The following is a 16,042-nucleotide window of genomic DNA, read 5'->3' as shown; positions in this document are numbered from 1 at the left end:
GTGAGGTCGTACCTATACATACTGTTTGCCCTGCTGGCGCTGTTGGGATCGCCCTGGTGCTCTGCTGAAGGGGCCATGGGTGAAAGCCCGCCACCGGATCCTACCGAAGCCTCAGAGCCCAGTGCGGGGCCTGGCGGTGTCAGTCAGCCGCCGGTGTCCTCCAAAATCGCCCGCCGGGAACTGCAAACTTTGCTGGATGAGGGGCTGCGCATGCTGGCGCCGGAATTGGTGGAGCAGGGCACTTTTTTTCCCTTTGTTGCCATGCTGGGACACGATAATGAAATTCGCCTGATCGGTACACCGGTCTCATTGCGGGACGGTCACCCTGAACGCGCGATGGAATCCCTGGTGAAAAAAACCCACCAGTTGGCCAGTGAGCGTCGTATACGGGCGGCAGGCTTTTTCATGGATTATCTGGCCACCCGCACCGATACTGAAACCTCGCAGCCGGGTATACGGGTGGAGCTGAATCATATCCATCCCGATACCCTTTCGGTGTTCATTCCGTATATGATTACCTCCGATAAAAAGCTCCGGCTGTTGACGCCGCAATACAAGAAAGGAAAAAACCTTGTCTTTGCGAATCCCTGAACATTCGCCACAACCTGTCTCGTCATGATCAAACATTCCCTGGATCGGGTGCAAACCAGCTTGCGCAAAGGCCTGTTCACCGGCTTGCGCTGGGCAGGCCACCGCCCTGGCAAGGTCATTCAGAACCTGCATTACGGGCGGGATGCCGGGCAGTCCCTGGATATTTACCTGCCGCGGGATTCGCTGCGCGGTACCCAGATGGTGTTCCTGCACGGCGGTGGCTGGCATTCCGGCAATAAAGCGGAGTATGCCTATCTGGGCTCGGCCATGGCAGCCTATGGCATCACCTGCGCGGTGGTGGGTTATCGCCTGTACCCGGCGGTGCGCTATCCGCTGTTCATAGAAGATGTAGCCCACGCCATTGCCTGGTTGCGACGGGAGGGACCCCGTTATGGATTCGGCGCGGCACCGCTCTACCTGATGGGGCATTCCGCCGGCGCTCACATCGCCTGCATGGTGGCTTTGGATGAACGTTACCGGGCCCTGGCCGGGCTGGCGCAAGCCGATATCGGCGGGGTCATCGGATTATCCGGTGTGTACCGTTTCCGGCCCGAGGTTTCTCCGGTGTATTCCGATATCTTTGCGCCGGCACAACCGGGCTTCGAAGCGGTCAAACCCATCAACTATGTGGGTGAAGGCAAGGTGCCGATCCTCATGTTGCACGGTGATCGGGACAAGGTGATTGGTTCTCGCAATGCCCAGCAGATGTTGCAGGCGGCGCAGGCGGTGGGGCAGCCGGTACAACTGCACCTGCAAGCGGGTTATGGCCACGTGCGGCCGATCTTTGATTTTCTGCCCTTTATGCCCAATCACCAGCGCACCATGTCCCTGTTGCTCTCGTTTATGGCGGGAACCTCGCAATGAAAATTCTGATCACCGGGGGCACCGGTTTTATCGGCAGCCATTATGTGCGCCACCTGAGCCAGACCCGGCCGGACGTGAAAGTATTTTTCAGCGGTCGCAACCTGGTGTTGGGCAATCAACTGGCAGCCGCCACCGGCGCCCATTATTACCGCGGAGATTTGCAGGACGTGCCCCTGGTCAAGCTCATCTGCAAGGATATGGATGTGGTAGTGCATTGCGCCGGCCGCTCCGGTGTGTGGGGCGAGTACGTGGATTACTACCATGCCAATGTCCAGTCCACGGAGCATGTGCTGGCAGCCGCAGTGGATGCCGGAGTGCAGCGGTTTGTGAATCTGGGCACGCCCAGTGTCTACTTCGATTTCAATGACCACCTTAACGTGACAGAAGATTTTCTGCCGCCGCGATTTGCCGATCATTACGCCCGCACCAAATACCAGGCGGAAACCCGGGTCATGCGCGCTCACAGCGAACAGATGAAAACCCTGTCGCTGCGGCCCCGTTTTGTGGTGGGGCCCGGCGATCACAGCATTCTGCCCAGACTGATCCGCAGCCATCAGGCCGGACGCCTGACCCAGGTGGGGGAAGGCCGCAACATCATCAGTATGACCAGCATCGGCAATCTGATGTTGGGGTTGGATTGCGCCGTGTTCGGCCCCGATGATGTCTGTGGTGATGTCTATAACCTGAGTGACCCCCAGGCGGTGAACTTTTGGGATCTGGTGAACCAGCTGATGCCGCAGGTGGGCTTGCCCACGGTCACCCGCAAGGTAACCTATGGCGTGGCGTTTACCCTGGCGTCCGCGGTGGAGGCGTTCTACCGGTTGCGGCGCTCGGAGCAGGAGCCCGACCTGATGCGCCACAAGGTCGCCGTCATGGGCAATTCCTTCACCCTGAACATCGAGCGTGCCCGCCGCAAGCTGGACTATGAGCCCCAAACCGACATCAGCGAAACCCTGGCGGCGTTTGCCCAATGGTGGAATAGCCGATCAGCCTAGGAGAGAGAGCGGATATATCTGTATAATGTCCGCCATGTTCAAGACCACTGGATATCCAAAACATGACGAATGATCCGCTCGGCGACCTCAGTATGAAGCCTGCCCGCGATGAGTTGGCACAACGACAGAGCTCTCGGGGCAAACCCGCGAAAACCCATTCCCCGAAACCTTCCCGCCCGGCAGCCGGTGCAGCCCCATCCAGCCAGGCAGGACTATGGTCTGTTTTAATCGTGTTGATCGTGTTCAGTGCCGGGGGCGGCTGGTTCCTGTGGGACAAAATCGAGCGCCTGCAAAGCAGCCTGAAAGCCTCCACCGCCAATCTGGCAACCGCGGAGCAGGCGTTGTCCCAGCTGCAGTCGAACCTGGAAAACCGGGACAACACTCTCAGCAAATCCGGCGACCAGATGGTGGCCGATATCAAATTGCTGGACAGCGAGGTGCGCAAGCTGTGGGATCTCTCCAACAAAAAGAACCGCCCCGAAATTGAAGGCTTGGTCAAGGATGTGAAGGCGTTGCAGGGCGAGTTGAAGTCCAGCAGCAGTTCCATTGGCAGTCTCAGCAAAAAGGTCAGTGCCTCTGAGGAACAGCACGCAGCGTTGAAAAAGCAACTGGGTGAGATCAAGGAAAGCAGTGCGACCCTGGCCAAGACTTCGGAGACGTTGAAGAAAGACCTGCAACAGATGAAATCCATCCTGGGCAATGCCGCGGATTTTGATGACCGGATCACCAGCCTGGAAGTGGCCATCAAAGCCATTGATGCCCATCGCAGCCAGCTTAACGGGCGTCTGGAAAAGCTGGATAAAGAAGTGGGTGCATTGATGAGCGGCGCTTCCGGCACCTGAGTGCCTGAACTGTGATCAGCTTCTCAGATGTCATGGGTTCCTAACTCGGTTAATCTACCCAAAGGTCCATTACTGTCTATAGTGAAGGTAATCCTTTCGTTCCGCCGGGAGCCCTAAATCCATGTCCGAAGCCGTCGAAAATCAGATGGATGCCGATTCTGAGAGCCAAACCCGAATCCTGCTCATCGATGATTCCAAGGTGATGAGAAAGTCCGCCGTCAAGATGCTGGGGGCGGACTTCGATGTGGTGGTGGCTGAGGATGGCCAACAGGGCCTGGATATGATTCACGACGATTCCAGCATCCAGGTGGTGTTCACCGACCTCAACATGCCGAAGATGAACGGCTATCAGTTGCTGGAAGCCATCCGTACCTCCCAGGATGAAGGCATTCGAAACCTGCCGGTGATCGTGGTCACCGGCGCTGAGAACGATGATGAAGCCAAGGAACAGGCCCTGCAGCAGGGCGCGACGGATTTCATCACCAAGCCGTTCAACTCTACTGACCTGAAAGCCCGGGCCCATGCCCATGCCACCTACCAGCGCAACACCCGAACGTTGCAGGAAGTGGCCAGTGTAGACACCCTGACCGGCCTCAGCAATGAACGCAGCTTCAAGGAACACCTGGAAAAAGACCTGTCCTTTGTGGCCCGCCATAATCACGATATCGCCGTGATGCTGGTGGAAGTGGATCGCTTCAACGACCTGTTCCTTAAGATCGGCCGCAAGGGGGCCGACAGCCTGGTTCAACAGATCTCGAAAGTGCTGCTTAAAAATGTGCGCAAGGAAGACGGGGTTGGCCGCATTGGCCTGTCGCGCTTTGCCATTTCCCTGCCCACTGCCGGCCCGGATGGCGCATCCCGTCTGGCGGAAAGAATCTGCCAGACCATCGCCGGCTTTAAAGCCAAGTTACGGGGCGAGGTACTGGAAATCAGCGTGTCCATCGGGCTCTATGTGCCCGGTGACAAGGGCTCCGACCTGTACGCCCAGTGCATGGCGAAAACCGAGCAGGCGTTGCAGCAAGCGGCCTCTGCCGGTGGTAACCGGGTGCACGCCTTGATTGAATCCGCTGACCGGGTCAAGGACAGTGGGCTGCAGGATGTCACTGACTTTTCCCTTGATGGCCTGTTGGCGACTCTCACGGCGGAAGGCGCGGAGGCCATCGAAGATCAAATTCCCCTGGCCATGCAGCGTTTACTGCCCTTGTGGCAAGCCCTGTCGGTGGAACAGCGGGCGGCTCTCCTGTCGCAGATCGAGAGCGCGTAAACGGTCTAAACACCCCTCTGTTCGTGCTCCGCAAAAGCGTTTCACATCGCCGGAAAACTTGCTAGAATGCGCGCCTCTCAACATCATGCGCTAGTGGTGAAATTGGTAGACACGCCAGATTTAGGTTCTGGTGCCGAGAGGCGTGGGGGTTCAAGTCCCTCCTGGCGCACCATCTGTTCCTCCTATTTTCCCTGTCGTATGATAAAGCATAAAGTGGCAAAAACTGCCATTATATGATTTATGTTAACCATGAAATGGCAGTGTATAACCATATCTTATTGTTTTTAATAAAAATTTCTAGCCAGACAGCGTTGCGCAGCTCTTTCAAGAGTCGGCCTAGAAAGTCCCGACGTTTTCATAAGCGTTCGTGCGGCCCTATGCACCATGTCTCTGGGGATGACTGCGAAGCTACTTTCACGGGTGCATATTGGATTGCAGTTTTCGATTGGGGTAGTGACTTCGGGGTTGGGTCGTTGGTGGTGCAGGTTTGAAATCCGACGCTAACGCTAAGTTGTTTTCTGAGTGCTGGAGTGTCAATTTGTTATTGTATTTGTTGTTGTTTTTGTGGTTTTCTGGCTTGGGTGGTGATGTCTCTAGCACGAAACTTAAGCCAACAGAAAATACCTTTTATTGGGGCGATGAATTAGTTGGGCTAGTTTGCACGTTGGCTAAGGTTCAAATACCAAATGAGGCCCTTAATTATTGATTTTGTTGATTAAAGGCCATATCTGTAATAAGCTAAGAAAGCCCTTTAGCGTTTTAGACTACCAAGAATCTAGTCTAGTCGGGCGTTTAGCCAGACTCAAAATTATTGCGTGGCATTGCTGTTGCGGAAGATGATTTTATATTTTCCCCACTCCTTTCGCTTTGCAGCTCCAGTCGCGGAGAAAATATAAAATCATCTTCCGCGGCATCTTAGTAAAGGGCAAATTTAGTGTTGGAATTTCCATGCATTTGGCGCATTTCTTATCAACTTCGTTATCCATATCTAATCAAGAAATAATTACCTTTTCGTCTTCGGCTCCTAATCGCTACAAAGTCTACAGCATACCCAAAAGAACTTCTGGCAAAAGAACGATTGCTCATCCGGCAAAGAAGCTCAAATTAGTGCAAAGATTGTTATCTAATCACCTATCAACAATTCTCCCTGTTCATGAATCTGCATTTGCATATAGAAAAGGTTTAGGCATCAAAGATAACGCCCAATATCATATGAATGGGCGATATCTACTGAAGATGGACTTCCAAAACTTTTTCCTAAGCATTGTTCCTGAGCTTCTGTTCATTACTCTAAAAAAGAACGCTATCGAATTTTCAGAAGAAGACGAATTTTTAATGAGCCGGCTTTTGTTCTGGCGGCCAAGTAAGTCGAGTTCTGGGAAGCTGGTATTGAGTATAGGTGCTCCAAGTTCGCCACTAATTTCAAATTTTATTATGTTTCAGTTCGATCAAGAGATGGCTGCAAAATGTAAATCAAAAGGTGTTAGGTATTCCCGATATGCAGATGATTTAACATTTTCAACGAATGTAAAGGGAGCGCTTTTTGATTTGACTTCACTAGTTAAAGAATTGCTTGAAAAGCATCTTTTAGGATATATCGCCATAAACGAAACCAAAACTGTATTTTCGTCGAAGGCACACAATCGGCACGTAACAGGGGTGACATTAACTAATGATGGCCAGCTTTCCATAGGCCGTCAGAGAAAGCGATTTATTTCAAGTTTAATACACCAGTATTCCCTTGGAAAACTTCCTGCTGAAGACCTGAGTTATTTGCAGGGTCTGATTGCGTATGCGAATGACATAGAGCCGGTGTTCGTCAAGCGAATGTCTAAGAAATACTCTCCTCAAACTATGGATCAGCTAATCAAGGGTGTGAAATGAATGCTCGTAAGAATAGTTCAATCAGAGCACTGGAAAGAAGGGCTTCTTCTGGTGAGCTCAAATCCACTTTCCAGCTTTACGAGTATTACAGAGAGGGAAAGTATGTCGAAAAAGACTCTGAAAAAGCTAACTACTATGCAGAGAGTGCGTTATCCCTGTTTGATAGCGGCGAGCTGACCATTGAATCTATGAAGATGGTTAGCTTTCGGGGTTTTGAATCCGAAACCATTCATTTTAATGACAAAGACTCCGGTAAGCTTACAGCTATTGTGGGCGTTAATGGTGCGGGGAAGACTGCAATTCTTGATGCCTTGCAAAAAGGTATGAGTTGGTTGGCCAAAAGGGTTTCCACTCAAGGAGGTACTGGGGACCTAATAGAAGAATCCGATATCAAGATTTCGTCAGAATATACATCGGTCATCGTCCGTTTTTCTATCTCCTGTGGTACTACGTTTGAACTCGAAATGTCCAGAGCGATTGAGGGAAGCAATACATCAAGGAAAAATTCGTTAACAGAAATTAATCTACTGGCCGATATGTATAAACTGGCCAGTGATAAAAATAGTGGATTTGGGTTGCCAATTTTGGCCTGTTATTCAGTTGAGCGGGCTACCGAGATAAAGTCGAAGGATATAGGGCAGTTTGGGCAAATATCAAATTGGACGCGAAGCTCAAAGGTCAGCGGGTTAAAGGGTTCCTTGAATGGTGCGGCGGATTTTAAGTTGTTCTTTTCATGGTTTAAAGAGTTGGATGATATAAAAAATGCCAATACTTCGCGTGAGCTGGAGTTGCTTGTATCAAAAGTAAAGAAGGCATTTGATGAAAGAGTGAATGATGATCCGGATGCAGCTAAAGATGAATCTGGCGAAGCACTTCTCACTTTGAAGAGTCAGTTAGAATCATTGCGATCGGGTTTGGGTGAAGATGGAAAGCTCAAAGCGGAAAAAATTCTAAGCACAGTATGTGATGCAATATATGCCTTCCTTCCAGGCGTTGGAAATTTGAGAATTCAACGAGAGCCAACACTCGATATGCGGATAGATAAGAATGGAACTAATTTAAGTGTCCTTCAGCTGTCTCAGGGTGAAAAGTCAATGTTGGCTTTGGTTGCCGATATTTCGCGTCGCTTAGTGTTGTTAAATCCAGGTCATAGCAGCCCTTTAGAAGGAGGCGGTGTTGTATTAATTGATGAAATAGATTTGCATCTTCACCCCGAATGGCAGCAACAGATCATCCCTAAACTGACATCTACATTTCCCAATATTCAATTTATTGTAACAACACATAGCCCTCAGGTTCTCACGACCGTTGATTCAGAATCCATACGGGTTCTTGATAATGGCAAAATTTATAGCGCCCCTCATGGTACAAAGGGTGCAGACTCTGCGCGATTATTAAAAAGGGTGCTGGGTGTAGACCCTCGGCCAGTTGATGATGAGAATGTGAGAGACCTGAAAGAATATAGAGATTTGGTTTACAAAGACAAGTGGGGTGAAGAAGAAGCTGTGAAGTTACGAAGGAAGTTGGATGCAGCTTTTAATGGTGAAGAGCCTGAATTGACAGAGCTCGATCTGTATATTGAAAACCGAGAATGGGAAATGGGAATTGAAAAAGATATTTAAGTCCCCTGGTCCAAACGCGTTGACTGAATTTGCAGGTAGAAATCCTAATGAAAACTGGGACTCTTTCAGAGCGGAGAATGCTGGCAATTCGTATAAAGAGATATTAATGCGGGCCTTGGGAGATCAAGGGTTTATTTGTGGCTATTGTGAATTGGAACTAAATGTCGAAAGTTTTCCTAGACCAAAAATCGAACACTTTCATCCAAAGTGTGATACCAGCAACGCCGAAAAAAACTGGAGCTTGGATTGGAATAATGTTTTTGTTGTTTGCGCTGGAGGAGAGCAAGCAGATAAAAAATTATATCCAACTCCAGCGAACTTAAGCTGTGATGCACATAAAAATTATTTGGATACTTTGCGAAAAATACTGATTCCTCCCGAAGGCCAATTGCTGAACCCCTTAGACATGTTGGAATGCCCATGTCTTTTTTCGTTTAATAAGGGTACTGGTGAGCTTGGAGTCGCAGAGTTTCTCACTATGGAGGATGAGCGTTATGATTTGGTCGACAATACGCTCAAAATATTGAATCTGAATTGTGAAAGGCTCAAATCTCACCGGCGGGAAGTTTTGAAGTCGTATAATCGGGAAATTAAGAAAGCAAGAATGAGTGGAGATGCAGATTTCCATTCTAAGCTAGCGGAAAGATGGTTCAGGAAAAAGTGGCCTAGTTTTTTTACTACTAGAAGGTTGTTGCTGGGTAAGCATGCAGAAGAATTTCTTTATCACAATGAGTGATTGGCTTGGGAGATAAAGGATAGTGGTATACGGTGCTTTTTATGAGGACATAAAGATAACGGTATGAGCGGCGGTGTATGTTAGGCAGACATTATGCCACCGTAATTGAAAATGAACTGGGTTAAAGCCGCTTTTCAGTCCCTCATGTGTAGGATCTCCGAAACGACAATCAGCGCTTCATAAAAAATTAGTCGTAGGGAAGCTACTTGTTAATGTAATTTGTTGATGTTTATTGATATTGACACTTTATGCTTTCCCCCACACCCGTCGTCTCCATTGACTGGCGAGCCCGCTGCCCGCTCACCAAGGTCACTGACTGCGTCATCCCATACAGTACACTGCGCTCCTGAATCCAGGAGAGTCATCCATGTTAAGACGCATTCAGCCGAAACGAGTCAAGCACCTGATTGCCAACGTGGGGGAGCGGGTCCTGCGCCCCCATACCCTGATTACTGCGGGGAAAACCCCCTATAATGTGGTGGCTGACAACGGGCTGGTGCGTCTGCGCCACTATCGCCGCAGTGGAGAGCCGGCAGCCAGGTACCCTGTTCCCCTGGTGATCGTGCCGCCACTGGCGGTCAATATGCTGATTTACGATTGGTTCCCGGAGCGCAGTTTTGTGCGGTATTTCCTGGAACAGGGCTTCGATGTTTATCTGATCGACTGGGGCAGCCCCGATCGCCGCCATGCCCGTTATACCCTGGCCACTTACGTCACCAAACTGTTGCCGGAATGCCTGCAGCAGGTTCGCCAACACAGCGGTCAGCGGACGCTGTCTCTGCACGGCTGGAGCATGGGGGGTGGATTTGCCCTCTGTTACCAGGCATTCAGTGGCGATACGGACATTCGCAACATTGTGACCGTGGGCACGGCGCTGGATGGCCACGCCAACGGACAGATCGGGCGCCAGTATGCGGCCCTGAACCGGGCATTGAAGGCCGTGGGGGTGAATTTTCGCCGCCTGCCGTCCAGTGTCACCTATGCACCGGCCTGGATAAACGCCATCGGCTTCAAGCTGTCGGACCCCATCAGCAGCGTGCAGGGTTACGTGGACCTGATCCGCAACCTGGATGATCGGGAGTTTGTCATCCAGCACGCCAACCAGAGCGCCTTCATGGATAACCTGGAAGCGTATCCGGGAGGGGTGATCCGGGACTGGATGTACAGCATCTGGCTGGAAAACGAGGCGGCCCGGGGTTATGTCAGCCTCGGCCACCGGCGTGTCTACCTCAAGGATGTGTCCGCTAACCTGCTGGCCCTGGCGGGCACCAGCGACAAACTGGCCAATGAACACTGTTGCCGGCCCATTATGGAACTGGTGGGGAGTGCGGATAAAACCTTCCTGCGTTGCCCGGGCGGGCACACCGGCATTCTGAGTGGCAGCCGTGCCCCTGAACAGGCCTGGCCACAAACTGCAGAATGGTTGGCCGCCCGAAGTTGTGTAATTGACGACCATCAATAACACTAAATAATGTTACATTAATTCTGTTAAAATCCCTGTACCTGGATTCTGTTTTATATTACATTGATTGGTGTAACATAAAACAATGAAACAGAGGGAAACCTATGACAGCTGCGATTCTTCCTGTACGCCGCAACCTTCAGTTCTTTTTGCCCAAAGACCGAATCAACGACTGGAACGGTGGCGGTGCCCACTGGACCCAGTTTATGAACACCCTCTCTCTATTTTTCCCGGCTGGCGAGCGCTTCTTCATCCAGAGCGTGCGTAATTACCGCAATGATGTGAAGGACGCGGAGCTGAAAAAAGCCGTGTCTGCGTTCATTGGCCAGGAGGCCTTCCACACCCGCGAGCACGAGGAATACAACGAAGCCATGGTCGAGGCAGGTATTCCGCTGCAGGAGATGGAAGCCAGCGTGCAGAAACTGCTGGATTTTCTGCATGAGCGCGCACCGCGCCCCATCCAGTTGGCAGTGACGGTTGCCCTGGAACACCTCACGGCCATGCTGGCCAATATCGTAATGGAAGACGATCGCTTTATTAAAAACTCCGATCCCCATTATGAAGCCCTGTGGAAGTGGCACGCCATGGAAGAGACGGAGCACAAAGGTGTCTGTTACGACGTCTACGAAGAGGTGGTGGGTAAAGGCCCGGCGGCGTATGCCCTGCGATCAGTGGTGTTCGTGGCCGCCAACGTGATTTTCTGGAGCCTGTTCTATCGCTATTACTACCGGGTGGTGAAAAGCCGTGGTGAGCACAAGAACCTGTCCGGCTGGATGAAATCCTTCCGCTACCAGTTCGGCAAGCGTGGTGTGTTTCCGTCCCTGATCGGCGAATGGCTGAGCTTCTTCAAGCCCGGTTTCCACCCTTGGGACATCGACAACAGCCACCTGCTGGATGAAGCTGAAGACCTGATGCGGCTGGTGGATGGCTTTGCAGAGCAAGCCAACCTGGTGCCCAACAAAGGCAGTGCGGCAGCCGCCTGATCCCGGTTTCAACACCGGTATCGACGGACCTTAATAAAAGCCCTCCCAGGCCGTGCCGGGAGGGTTTTTATTTGCCGTCCTTTTCTCGGGCGATGCGTTCGATGATTTTTTCCAAACGGTCTGAAAGCAGGCGGCTGGCAGCGTTCTCCATGGCCCGGGCCAGCTCCGCATGGACCGCCATTTCCGCCAGGGGGCGCAGCCGCCACACCAGATCCGCCAGCTTGGGAAATTCCTCCTTGGGGGGCAGGTCCTCGGTCTCGTAGTTCGACAGTACATGGTCGCCCACCAGGCGGACCAATTCGTTCGCCACCCGTTCCACGTTGCCCCGCAGCATGCGCACGATGTCCAACAGTTCTTCCAGGGGAATCCCAGTGGCCACCAGCTCTGCACCGGCCCGCAGTGTCCGCATGCTGCGAACCCGCACCATGGTGCCCTCCGGCCGCATCAGATCCAGGTCAGCCGCTCGGGCCAGAGCCTCCGGTGTCAGGTAGGCCCCGAACATCTTGATCAGTTCCGTCATGGGCACCAGCTGCTGCTCCTCGTCGGTCCAGGGGCTGGTCATGGCCGATTCCAGGCCCATCAAATGGCGCAGGTCGATGCCGTTTTCCAGGGCATCGATCAGGTCTTTGATGCTGTTGAGGGAGTAGCCCCGGTCCAACAAGCCGGCGATGACCCGCAGACGGGCCAGGTGGCTGGTAAAGTAGTAGCCCTTGCGGCCCCGCAGCTCCGGTGGTGGCAGCAGCCCCCGATCCTGATAGGCGCGGATGTTGCGCACCGTGGTATCGGAGGCCCGGGCCAGTTCGTCAATGGTGAATTCCTTATCCTGGGGCAGCTCAGTGGTTTTTTTGGCCGGAGCTGCCAGTCCGGGAAGGTGCTGTGCAATGTAGTTAAGCGTCTTGTGTGGCAGTTTCATTCTTGTCCTGGTGCCAGCCTTTATCAAATCAGTCCGGGATTATGCCACAGATCGGTATGGGCTTCAGTTCAGGGTGATTTCACCATTGTCACCGAGGCTCAATGCCACGTTCTTGCGTCCGGCCACGGGGAAGTCCAACACTTCATCCTGTTCCGGGTCATCCAGCAGGCCATCACAGGTAAAGGCAAAGGTGTACGCGCCCGGGTCTACGGGGCCCACATAGAAACGCTGGGATTCGTCAACGTACACCGAGGTCACCGGCTCTACGGACGCGTCTTCCTGGTCCATGTCGTCAGGGATCACATTGCTGCCGCTGTACACGTATACCACGGGGACATCATCGTCATCGCCGAGTCCATCGGTATCGCACAGGTTGTAAAGGGCCGTGGCCACAATGCCGTTCACATAGGCGTGCTGGTCGTCGCGTTTGATGTGCAGCACCGGTTTCAGTTTGTACTGATTCACGGCGTGCTGGACGATGGATTTGCGCAGGTCCCAATCGATGATGTACGCCACGGAGCCGTTGGCGTCTACTCTGAAACTGCCGCTGGTTTTCAACTCATTTTTGTTGGCAGGCAGCTCCAGGTCCGAGGTGGAGTCGTCCTCCCAGACGATGTAGGCGCTGTCGTTCACCAGGCTGAAACGGACCCACTGGTAGTCTCCGGAGGTGACGCTGTCGCTGTGAAACAACTGGGACAGTTGGCCGCCGCTGAGGGAGAGCAGGTCTACGGTGAGGGTGCCGTCCACGGGGTCCACCTCGGGGCCGCTCAACTCGATGCGCTTTTCGTCGCTGCCGGAGCGTTTCAGGTGCAGGCCGTCGATGGTGATCCAGACGGCCTTGGCACCATCCACGGGTGCATCGGTAATGCTGAGGGTGAGGGCGCCTTTGCCGGCATAGGCATTGTCGTTATCACTATTGCTGCCGCCGCCACCGCAGGCGATCAGGCCGCTGATCAGTGCCAGTGCACCTATGAATCTGACTGAGTTGTACATGTTGTTGCTTCCCCACGTGCCGGGCACGCTTCCTTTGGTCTGATAACAGTGTGATTTTCTGATTTATGGAATTCAGGAGGCCGGGCTTGCGGCCAGCCTTTTGTCGTTCATGCGCACCACGTTTTTTTCCACTTTAATGGTGCTGACAGTGACCTGCTGGCCACTGAAGGCCGCCACTCCGGTAACGGCATCAATGCTGTAATCATCGGTAATGTCGTTGACGCTCACTCCCGCGTTGCGGCCGGCCACGGACAATTGCGACCCCGGTCGGTTGTGGCCCCAGCCATGGGGGATGCACAGCACCCCCGGCATGATGGCGTCGGTGAGTTGCGCCGGTATTTCGATTTCCCCCACCCGGCTGCTGACGATGATGACGTCCCCGTCCTGTACACCCAGACGTTTGGCATCATCATGGTGAATCAGGGCGTTGCATCGATTCTTCCCCTTCACCAGGCGCTGGCTGTTGTGCATCCAGGAGTTGTTGCTGCGCACATCGCGACGGCCGATGAGGGCGAAGGAGTCCGGTGCCTGTTTGGTCTTCTTATCCAGGCGCTGTTGCAGCCGCACGATGTCTTTCATGAACAGCTTCGGCACCAGGTTGATGGTCTTGCCCTGGGTGGCCAATCGTTCCGGAAAACAGGGTTCCAGCGGCCCCAGGTCGATACCATGGGGGTACTGTTTGAGTTTCTTCAGGCTCAGTCCACTGGTGTTGTGGCGGGTATGGCGGCTGTACGGGCTGACATCCAGCAGGCGACTGGCCCGGCTGCCGGGAAAGCGTCGATACACAAACCGGGTCATGCGGGACTTTAGATACCCCATGGTCTCCGGCTGCTGGCCGTAGGGTCCGGCTTTCAACGCCAGATTGAGCAGACCCTCGTCCCCCAGTTGTTTGATGGCCAGGTATTGGGCTTCGCTGGCGGCCCATTTGAGGGGTGAGTGGGATTGCAGGCGCCGGGTCAACTCATTGAAGATCTGCCAATCATGGCGGGTATCCGGCATGGGCTTGTACAGGGGCGGTGAGTACTTGGCCGTGTTGCGCACGGTGACCATGTTCAGCACCAGGTCATAGTGGCCATGTTCCAGGGGCCCGGTGGGGGGCAGAATAATATGGGCGTGGCGGGTGGTTTCATTCAAATAGAAGTCAATGGCCACCATGAAATCCAGTTGCTGCAGGGCTTTGTCCACCTTGCGCCCATTAGGCAGGGACAGCACCGGGTTGCCGGCACTGGTCACCAGCGCCTTGATCTGGCCCTTGCCGTTGGTGAGAATCTCGTCCGCCAGGGTCGAGGCGGGGAATTCTCCGCCGAACTCGGGGTATTTGCGCACCCGGCTTTTCCTGGAATTGAAGCTGCCGGTCTGTCCGGCCACTTCTGCCAGTCCGGGCAGGTCCACCGCCGGGCGGGTGAACATCACGCCGCCGGGCTCATCCAGGTTCCCGGTGAGGGTGTTCAGCAGGGTGATGAGCCAGTTGGTGAGGGTGCCGAATTCCTGGGTGGACGCCCCCATGCGGCCATAGAAACAGGCACCGGGAGCACTGGCAAACGCTACCGCCAACTGTCGGATGTCCCGGGCTTTGAGGCCGGTAACGCGAGCAACTTTCTGGGGCGTGAAGCCCACCACCATGTTTTTGACAATATTGAGCCCCTGCAGATGGTTGGTGAGGCGCCCGGTATCAATCAGGTCCTGCCGGAACAGGGTGTGCAGCATGGCCATCAGCAATAACGCATCGGTTCCGGGGCGGATGAAATGGTGTTCATCCGCCAGTTCGGCGGATTCGGTACGGCGGGGATCGATGACGATGAAACGCCCCCCGCGTGCCTGCAACGCCTTGATGCGGTCTTTGAAGCCCGGTGCCGTCATCAGGCTGCCGTTGCTGGCCATGGGATTTGCCCCCAGGCAGATCATCAGGTCGGTGCGGTCGATATCCGGCACCGGCAGCAGCAATTGGTTGCCGAACATTTTCATGGCCACCAGCATGGGCGCCAACTGGTCCACCGAGGTGGCGCTGAAGCGATTGGCGGTGCCAAGGGCAGACAAAAATGGCATCAGGGTAAGCATGCTGCCCATGTTGTGGATGGTGGGGTTGCCCAGGTAGATGCCGACGGCGTTCTGGCCGTACTTGGCCTGCACGTTGCGCAGCCGTGATGCCACTTCGTTGAAGGCGTTTTCCCAGCTGATCTGCTCCCAGCCGTCCGGGGTTTTCAGCATGGGGTATCGAAGTCGGTCAGGGTCTTCGTGCAGGTCCTGCAGGGCTACCGCTTTGGGGCAAATATGGCCTTTGCTCAGCGGGTCTTTGGGGTCGCCTTTGATGGCAAGAATGTGGCCCTGGTCGTGGGTGATCTCAATGCCGCACATAGCTTCACACAGGTTACAGGTGCGCAGATGTTTTTGCGGGTGGGGCATGTGCAGTCCTTTATGTTCGTATGATCTTCACCGGATAAACGCCATGTTACCCGCTGCTGAGGGCTTCCGGAAGGAAGCGGCCCCGCAATTCCAAACTTTTTATCGGCGGGCTCGTCAGGACCGGCCCGTGCTGGCATAGGGTGCCCAACCCAGGATAAAAAGTCTACAAATCGACTTTGGAAGCTGGCCGAAAATAATTCGTTGTCCTGTTCTCACCAGCGGTGTAGATTGGGCTAGCCTGATTAGGGATTGCAAAATGGTATGCAGCTCAGGCTGTTAAATGTAAGCAAGCGCTAACCGAAAAATCGGTCAGAAAAATGAGCCCAATTTATCGGTTTCAACCCTTGCTTATGGGAGTTTTTGCGGTCTATTATCAGGGTCTCGACTGCCCGATCGCACGAAATGTCTTGCCTTCCAATTTATTCTCCTCAGCTATGGTGAAGCAGGGTTTTTTTCGCGATCGGGTAGTTCGATTCCCTCTTTTTTCCTC

The 16,042-nt window shown here is 53.5% G+C and carries 13 protein-coding genes and 1 tRNA gene; 11 read left to right on the top strand and 3 right to left on the bottom strand.

The window, feature by feature from the left end; all coding sequences use genetic code 11:
- The 11 genes from D9N14_RS16395 (at position 1) to D9N14_RS16345 (ending at position 11,243) form a co-directional block, all read left to right on the top strand.
- Complete coding sequence (locus D9N14_RS16395) at positions 1 to 591, top strand: hypothetical protein (RefSeq protein ID WP_290581686.1); 591 nt, start codon at positions 1 to 3, stop codon at positions 589 to 591.
- A gap of 24 nt (positions 592 to 615) precedes the next feature.
- On the top strand, positions 616 to 1,455 hold the full coding sequence (locus D9N14_RS16390) for an alpha/beta hydrolase (RefSeq protein ID WP_290581684.1): 840 nt from the start codon (positions 616 to 618) through the stop codon (positions 1,453 to 1,455).
- Positions 1,452 to 2,450 carry an NAD-dependent epimerase/dehydratase family protein gene (locus tag D9N14_RS16385; RefSeq protein WP_290581682.1) on the top strand — a complete coding sequence of 333 codons (999 nt, stop codon included), beginning with the start codon at positions 1,452 to 1,454 and terminating at the stop codon, positions 2,448 to 2,450. Before D9N14_RS16390 ends, D9N14_RS16385 begins: the two co-directional genes overlap by 4 nt.
- 62 nt (positions 2,451 to 2,512) lie before the next feature.
- Complete coding sequence (locus tag D9N14_RS16380) at positions 2,513 to 3,292, top strand: hypothetical protein (protein WP_290581680.1); 780 nt, start codon at positions 2,513 to 2,515, stop codon at positions 3,290 to 3,292.
- A gap of 121 nt (positions 3,293 to 3,413) precedes the next feature.
- Complete coding sequence (locus tag D9N14_RS16375; protein ID WP_290581678.1) at positions 3,414 to 4,556, top strand: PleD family two-component system response regulator; 1,143 nt, start codon at positions 3,414 to 3,416, stop codon at positions 4,554 to 4,556.
- Between the two features lie 87 nt (positions 4,557 to 4,643).
- Positions 4,644 to 4,728, top strand: a tRNA-Leu gene (locus D9N14_RS16370).
- Positions 4,729 to 5,504: 776 nt separating this feature from the next.
- The gene (locus D9N14_RS16365; protein ID WP_290581676.1) at positions 5,505 to 6,440 is read left to right on the top strand and encodes a retron St85 family RNA-directed DNA polymerase; all 936 of its coding nucleotides are present in this window, start codon (positions 5,505 to 5,507) and stop codon (positions 6,438 to 6,440) included.
- The gene (ptuA, locus tag D9N14_RS16360; RefSeq protein ID WP_290581674.1) at positions 6,437 to 8,062 is read left to right on the top strand and encodes a retron Ec78 anti-phage system effector ATPase PtuA; all 1,626 of its coding nucleotides are present in this window, start codon (positions 6,437 to 6,439) and stop codon (positions 8,060 to 8,062) included. Before D9N14_RS16365 ends, ptuA begins: the two co-directional genes overlap by 4 nt.
- Entirely contained in the window at positions 8,046 to 8,798 is a 753-nt protein-coding gene (locus tag D9N14_RS16355; protein ID WP_290581672.1) for a retron system putative HNH endonuclease, read from the top strand. Before ptuA ends, D9N14_RS16355 begins: the two co-directional genes overlap by 17 nt.
- Before the next feature lie 367 nt (positions 8,799 to 9,165).
- Entirely contained in the window at positions 9,166 to 10,260 is a 1,095-nt protein-coding gene (locus tag D9N14_RS16350) for an alpha/beta fold hydrolase (protein ID WP_290581670.1), read from the top strand.
- A gap of 104 nt (positions 10,261 to 10,364) precedes the next feature.
- Positions 10,365 to 11,243, top strand: a complete 879-nt coding sequence (locus tag D9N14_RS16345) for a metal-dependent hydrolase (protein ID WP_290581668.1) — start codon at positions 10,365 to 10,367, stop codon at positions 11,241 to 11,243.
- A 67-nt stretch (positions 11,244 to 11,310) separates the two neighbouring features.
- On the opposite strand, the gene D9N14_RS16340 is transcribed toward D9N14_RS16345, so the two are convergent.
- The 3 genes from D9N14_RS16340 to D9N14_RS16330 all read right to left on the bottom strand — a co-directional run bounded on the left by D9N14_RS16340 (position 11,311) and on the right by D9N14_RS16330 (position 15,552).
- Positions 11,311 to 12,156, bottom strand: coding sequence for a MerR family transcriptional regulator (locus D9N14_RS16340; protein ID WP_290581666.1), 846 nt, complete (start codon positions 12,154 to 12,156; stop codon positions 11,311 to 11,313).
- A 63-nt stretch (positions 12,157 to 12,219) separates the two neighbouring features.
- The gene (locus tag D9N14_RS16335; RefSeq protein ID WP_290581664.1) at positions 12,220 to 13,149 is read right to left on the bottom strand and encodes a DUF4382 domain-containing protein; all 930 of its coding nucleotides are present in this window, start codon (positions 13,147 to 13,149) and stop codon (positions 12,220 to 12,222) included.
- 72 nt (positions 13,150 to 13,221) lie between these two features.
- A complete protein-coding gene (locus D9N14_RS16330) occupies positions 13,222 to 15,552 on the bottom strand; it encodes a molybdopterin-dependent oxidoreductase (RefSeq protein WP_290581663.1) in 2,331 nt (776 codons plus the stop codon).
- Positions 15,553 to 16,042 lie beyond the last annotated feature (490 nt).

The organism is Ketobacter sp., assembly GCF_003671495.1.
Taxonomy (GTDB): domain Bacteria; phylum Pseudomonadota; class Gammaproteobacteria; order Pseudomonadales; family Ketobacteraceae; genus Ketobacter.
The sequence above is the reverse complement of the archived record's forward strand: the minus strand, read 5'-3'. Positions and strand labels throughout refer to the sequence as shown.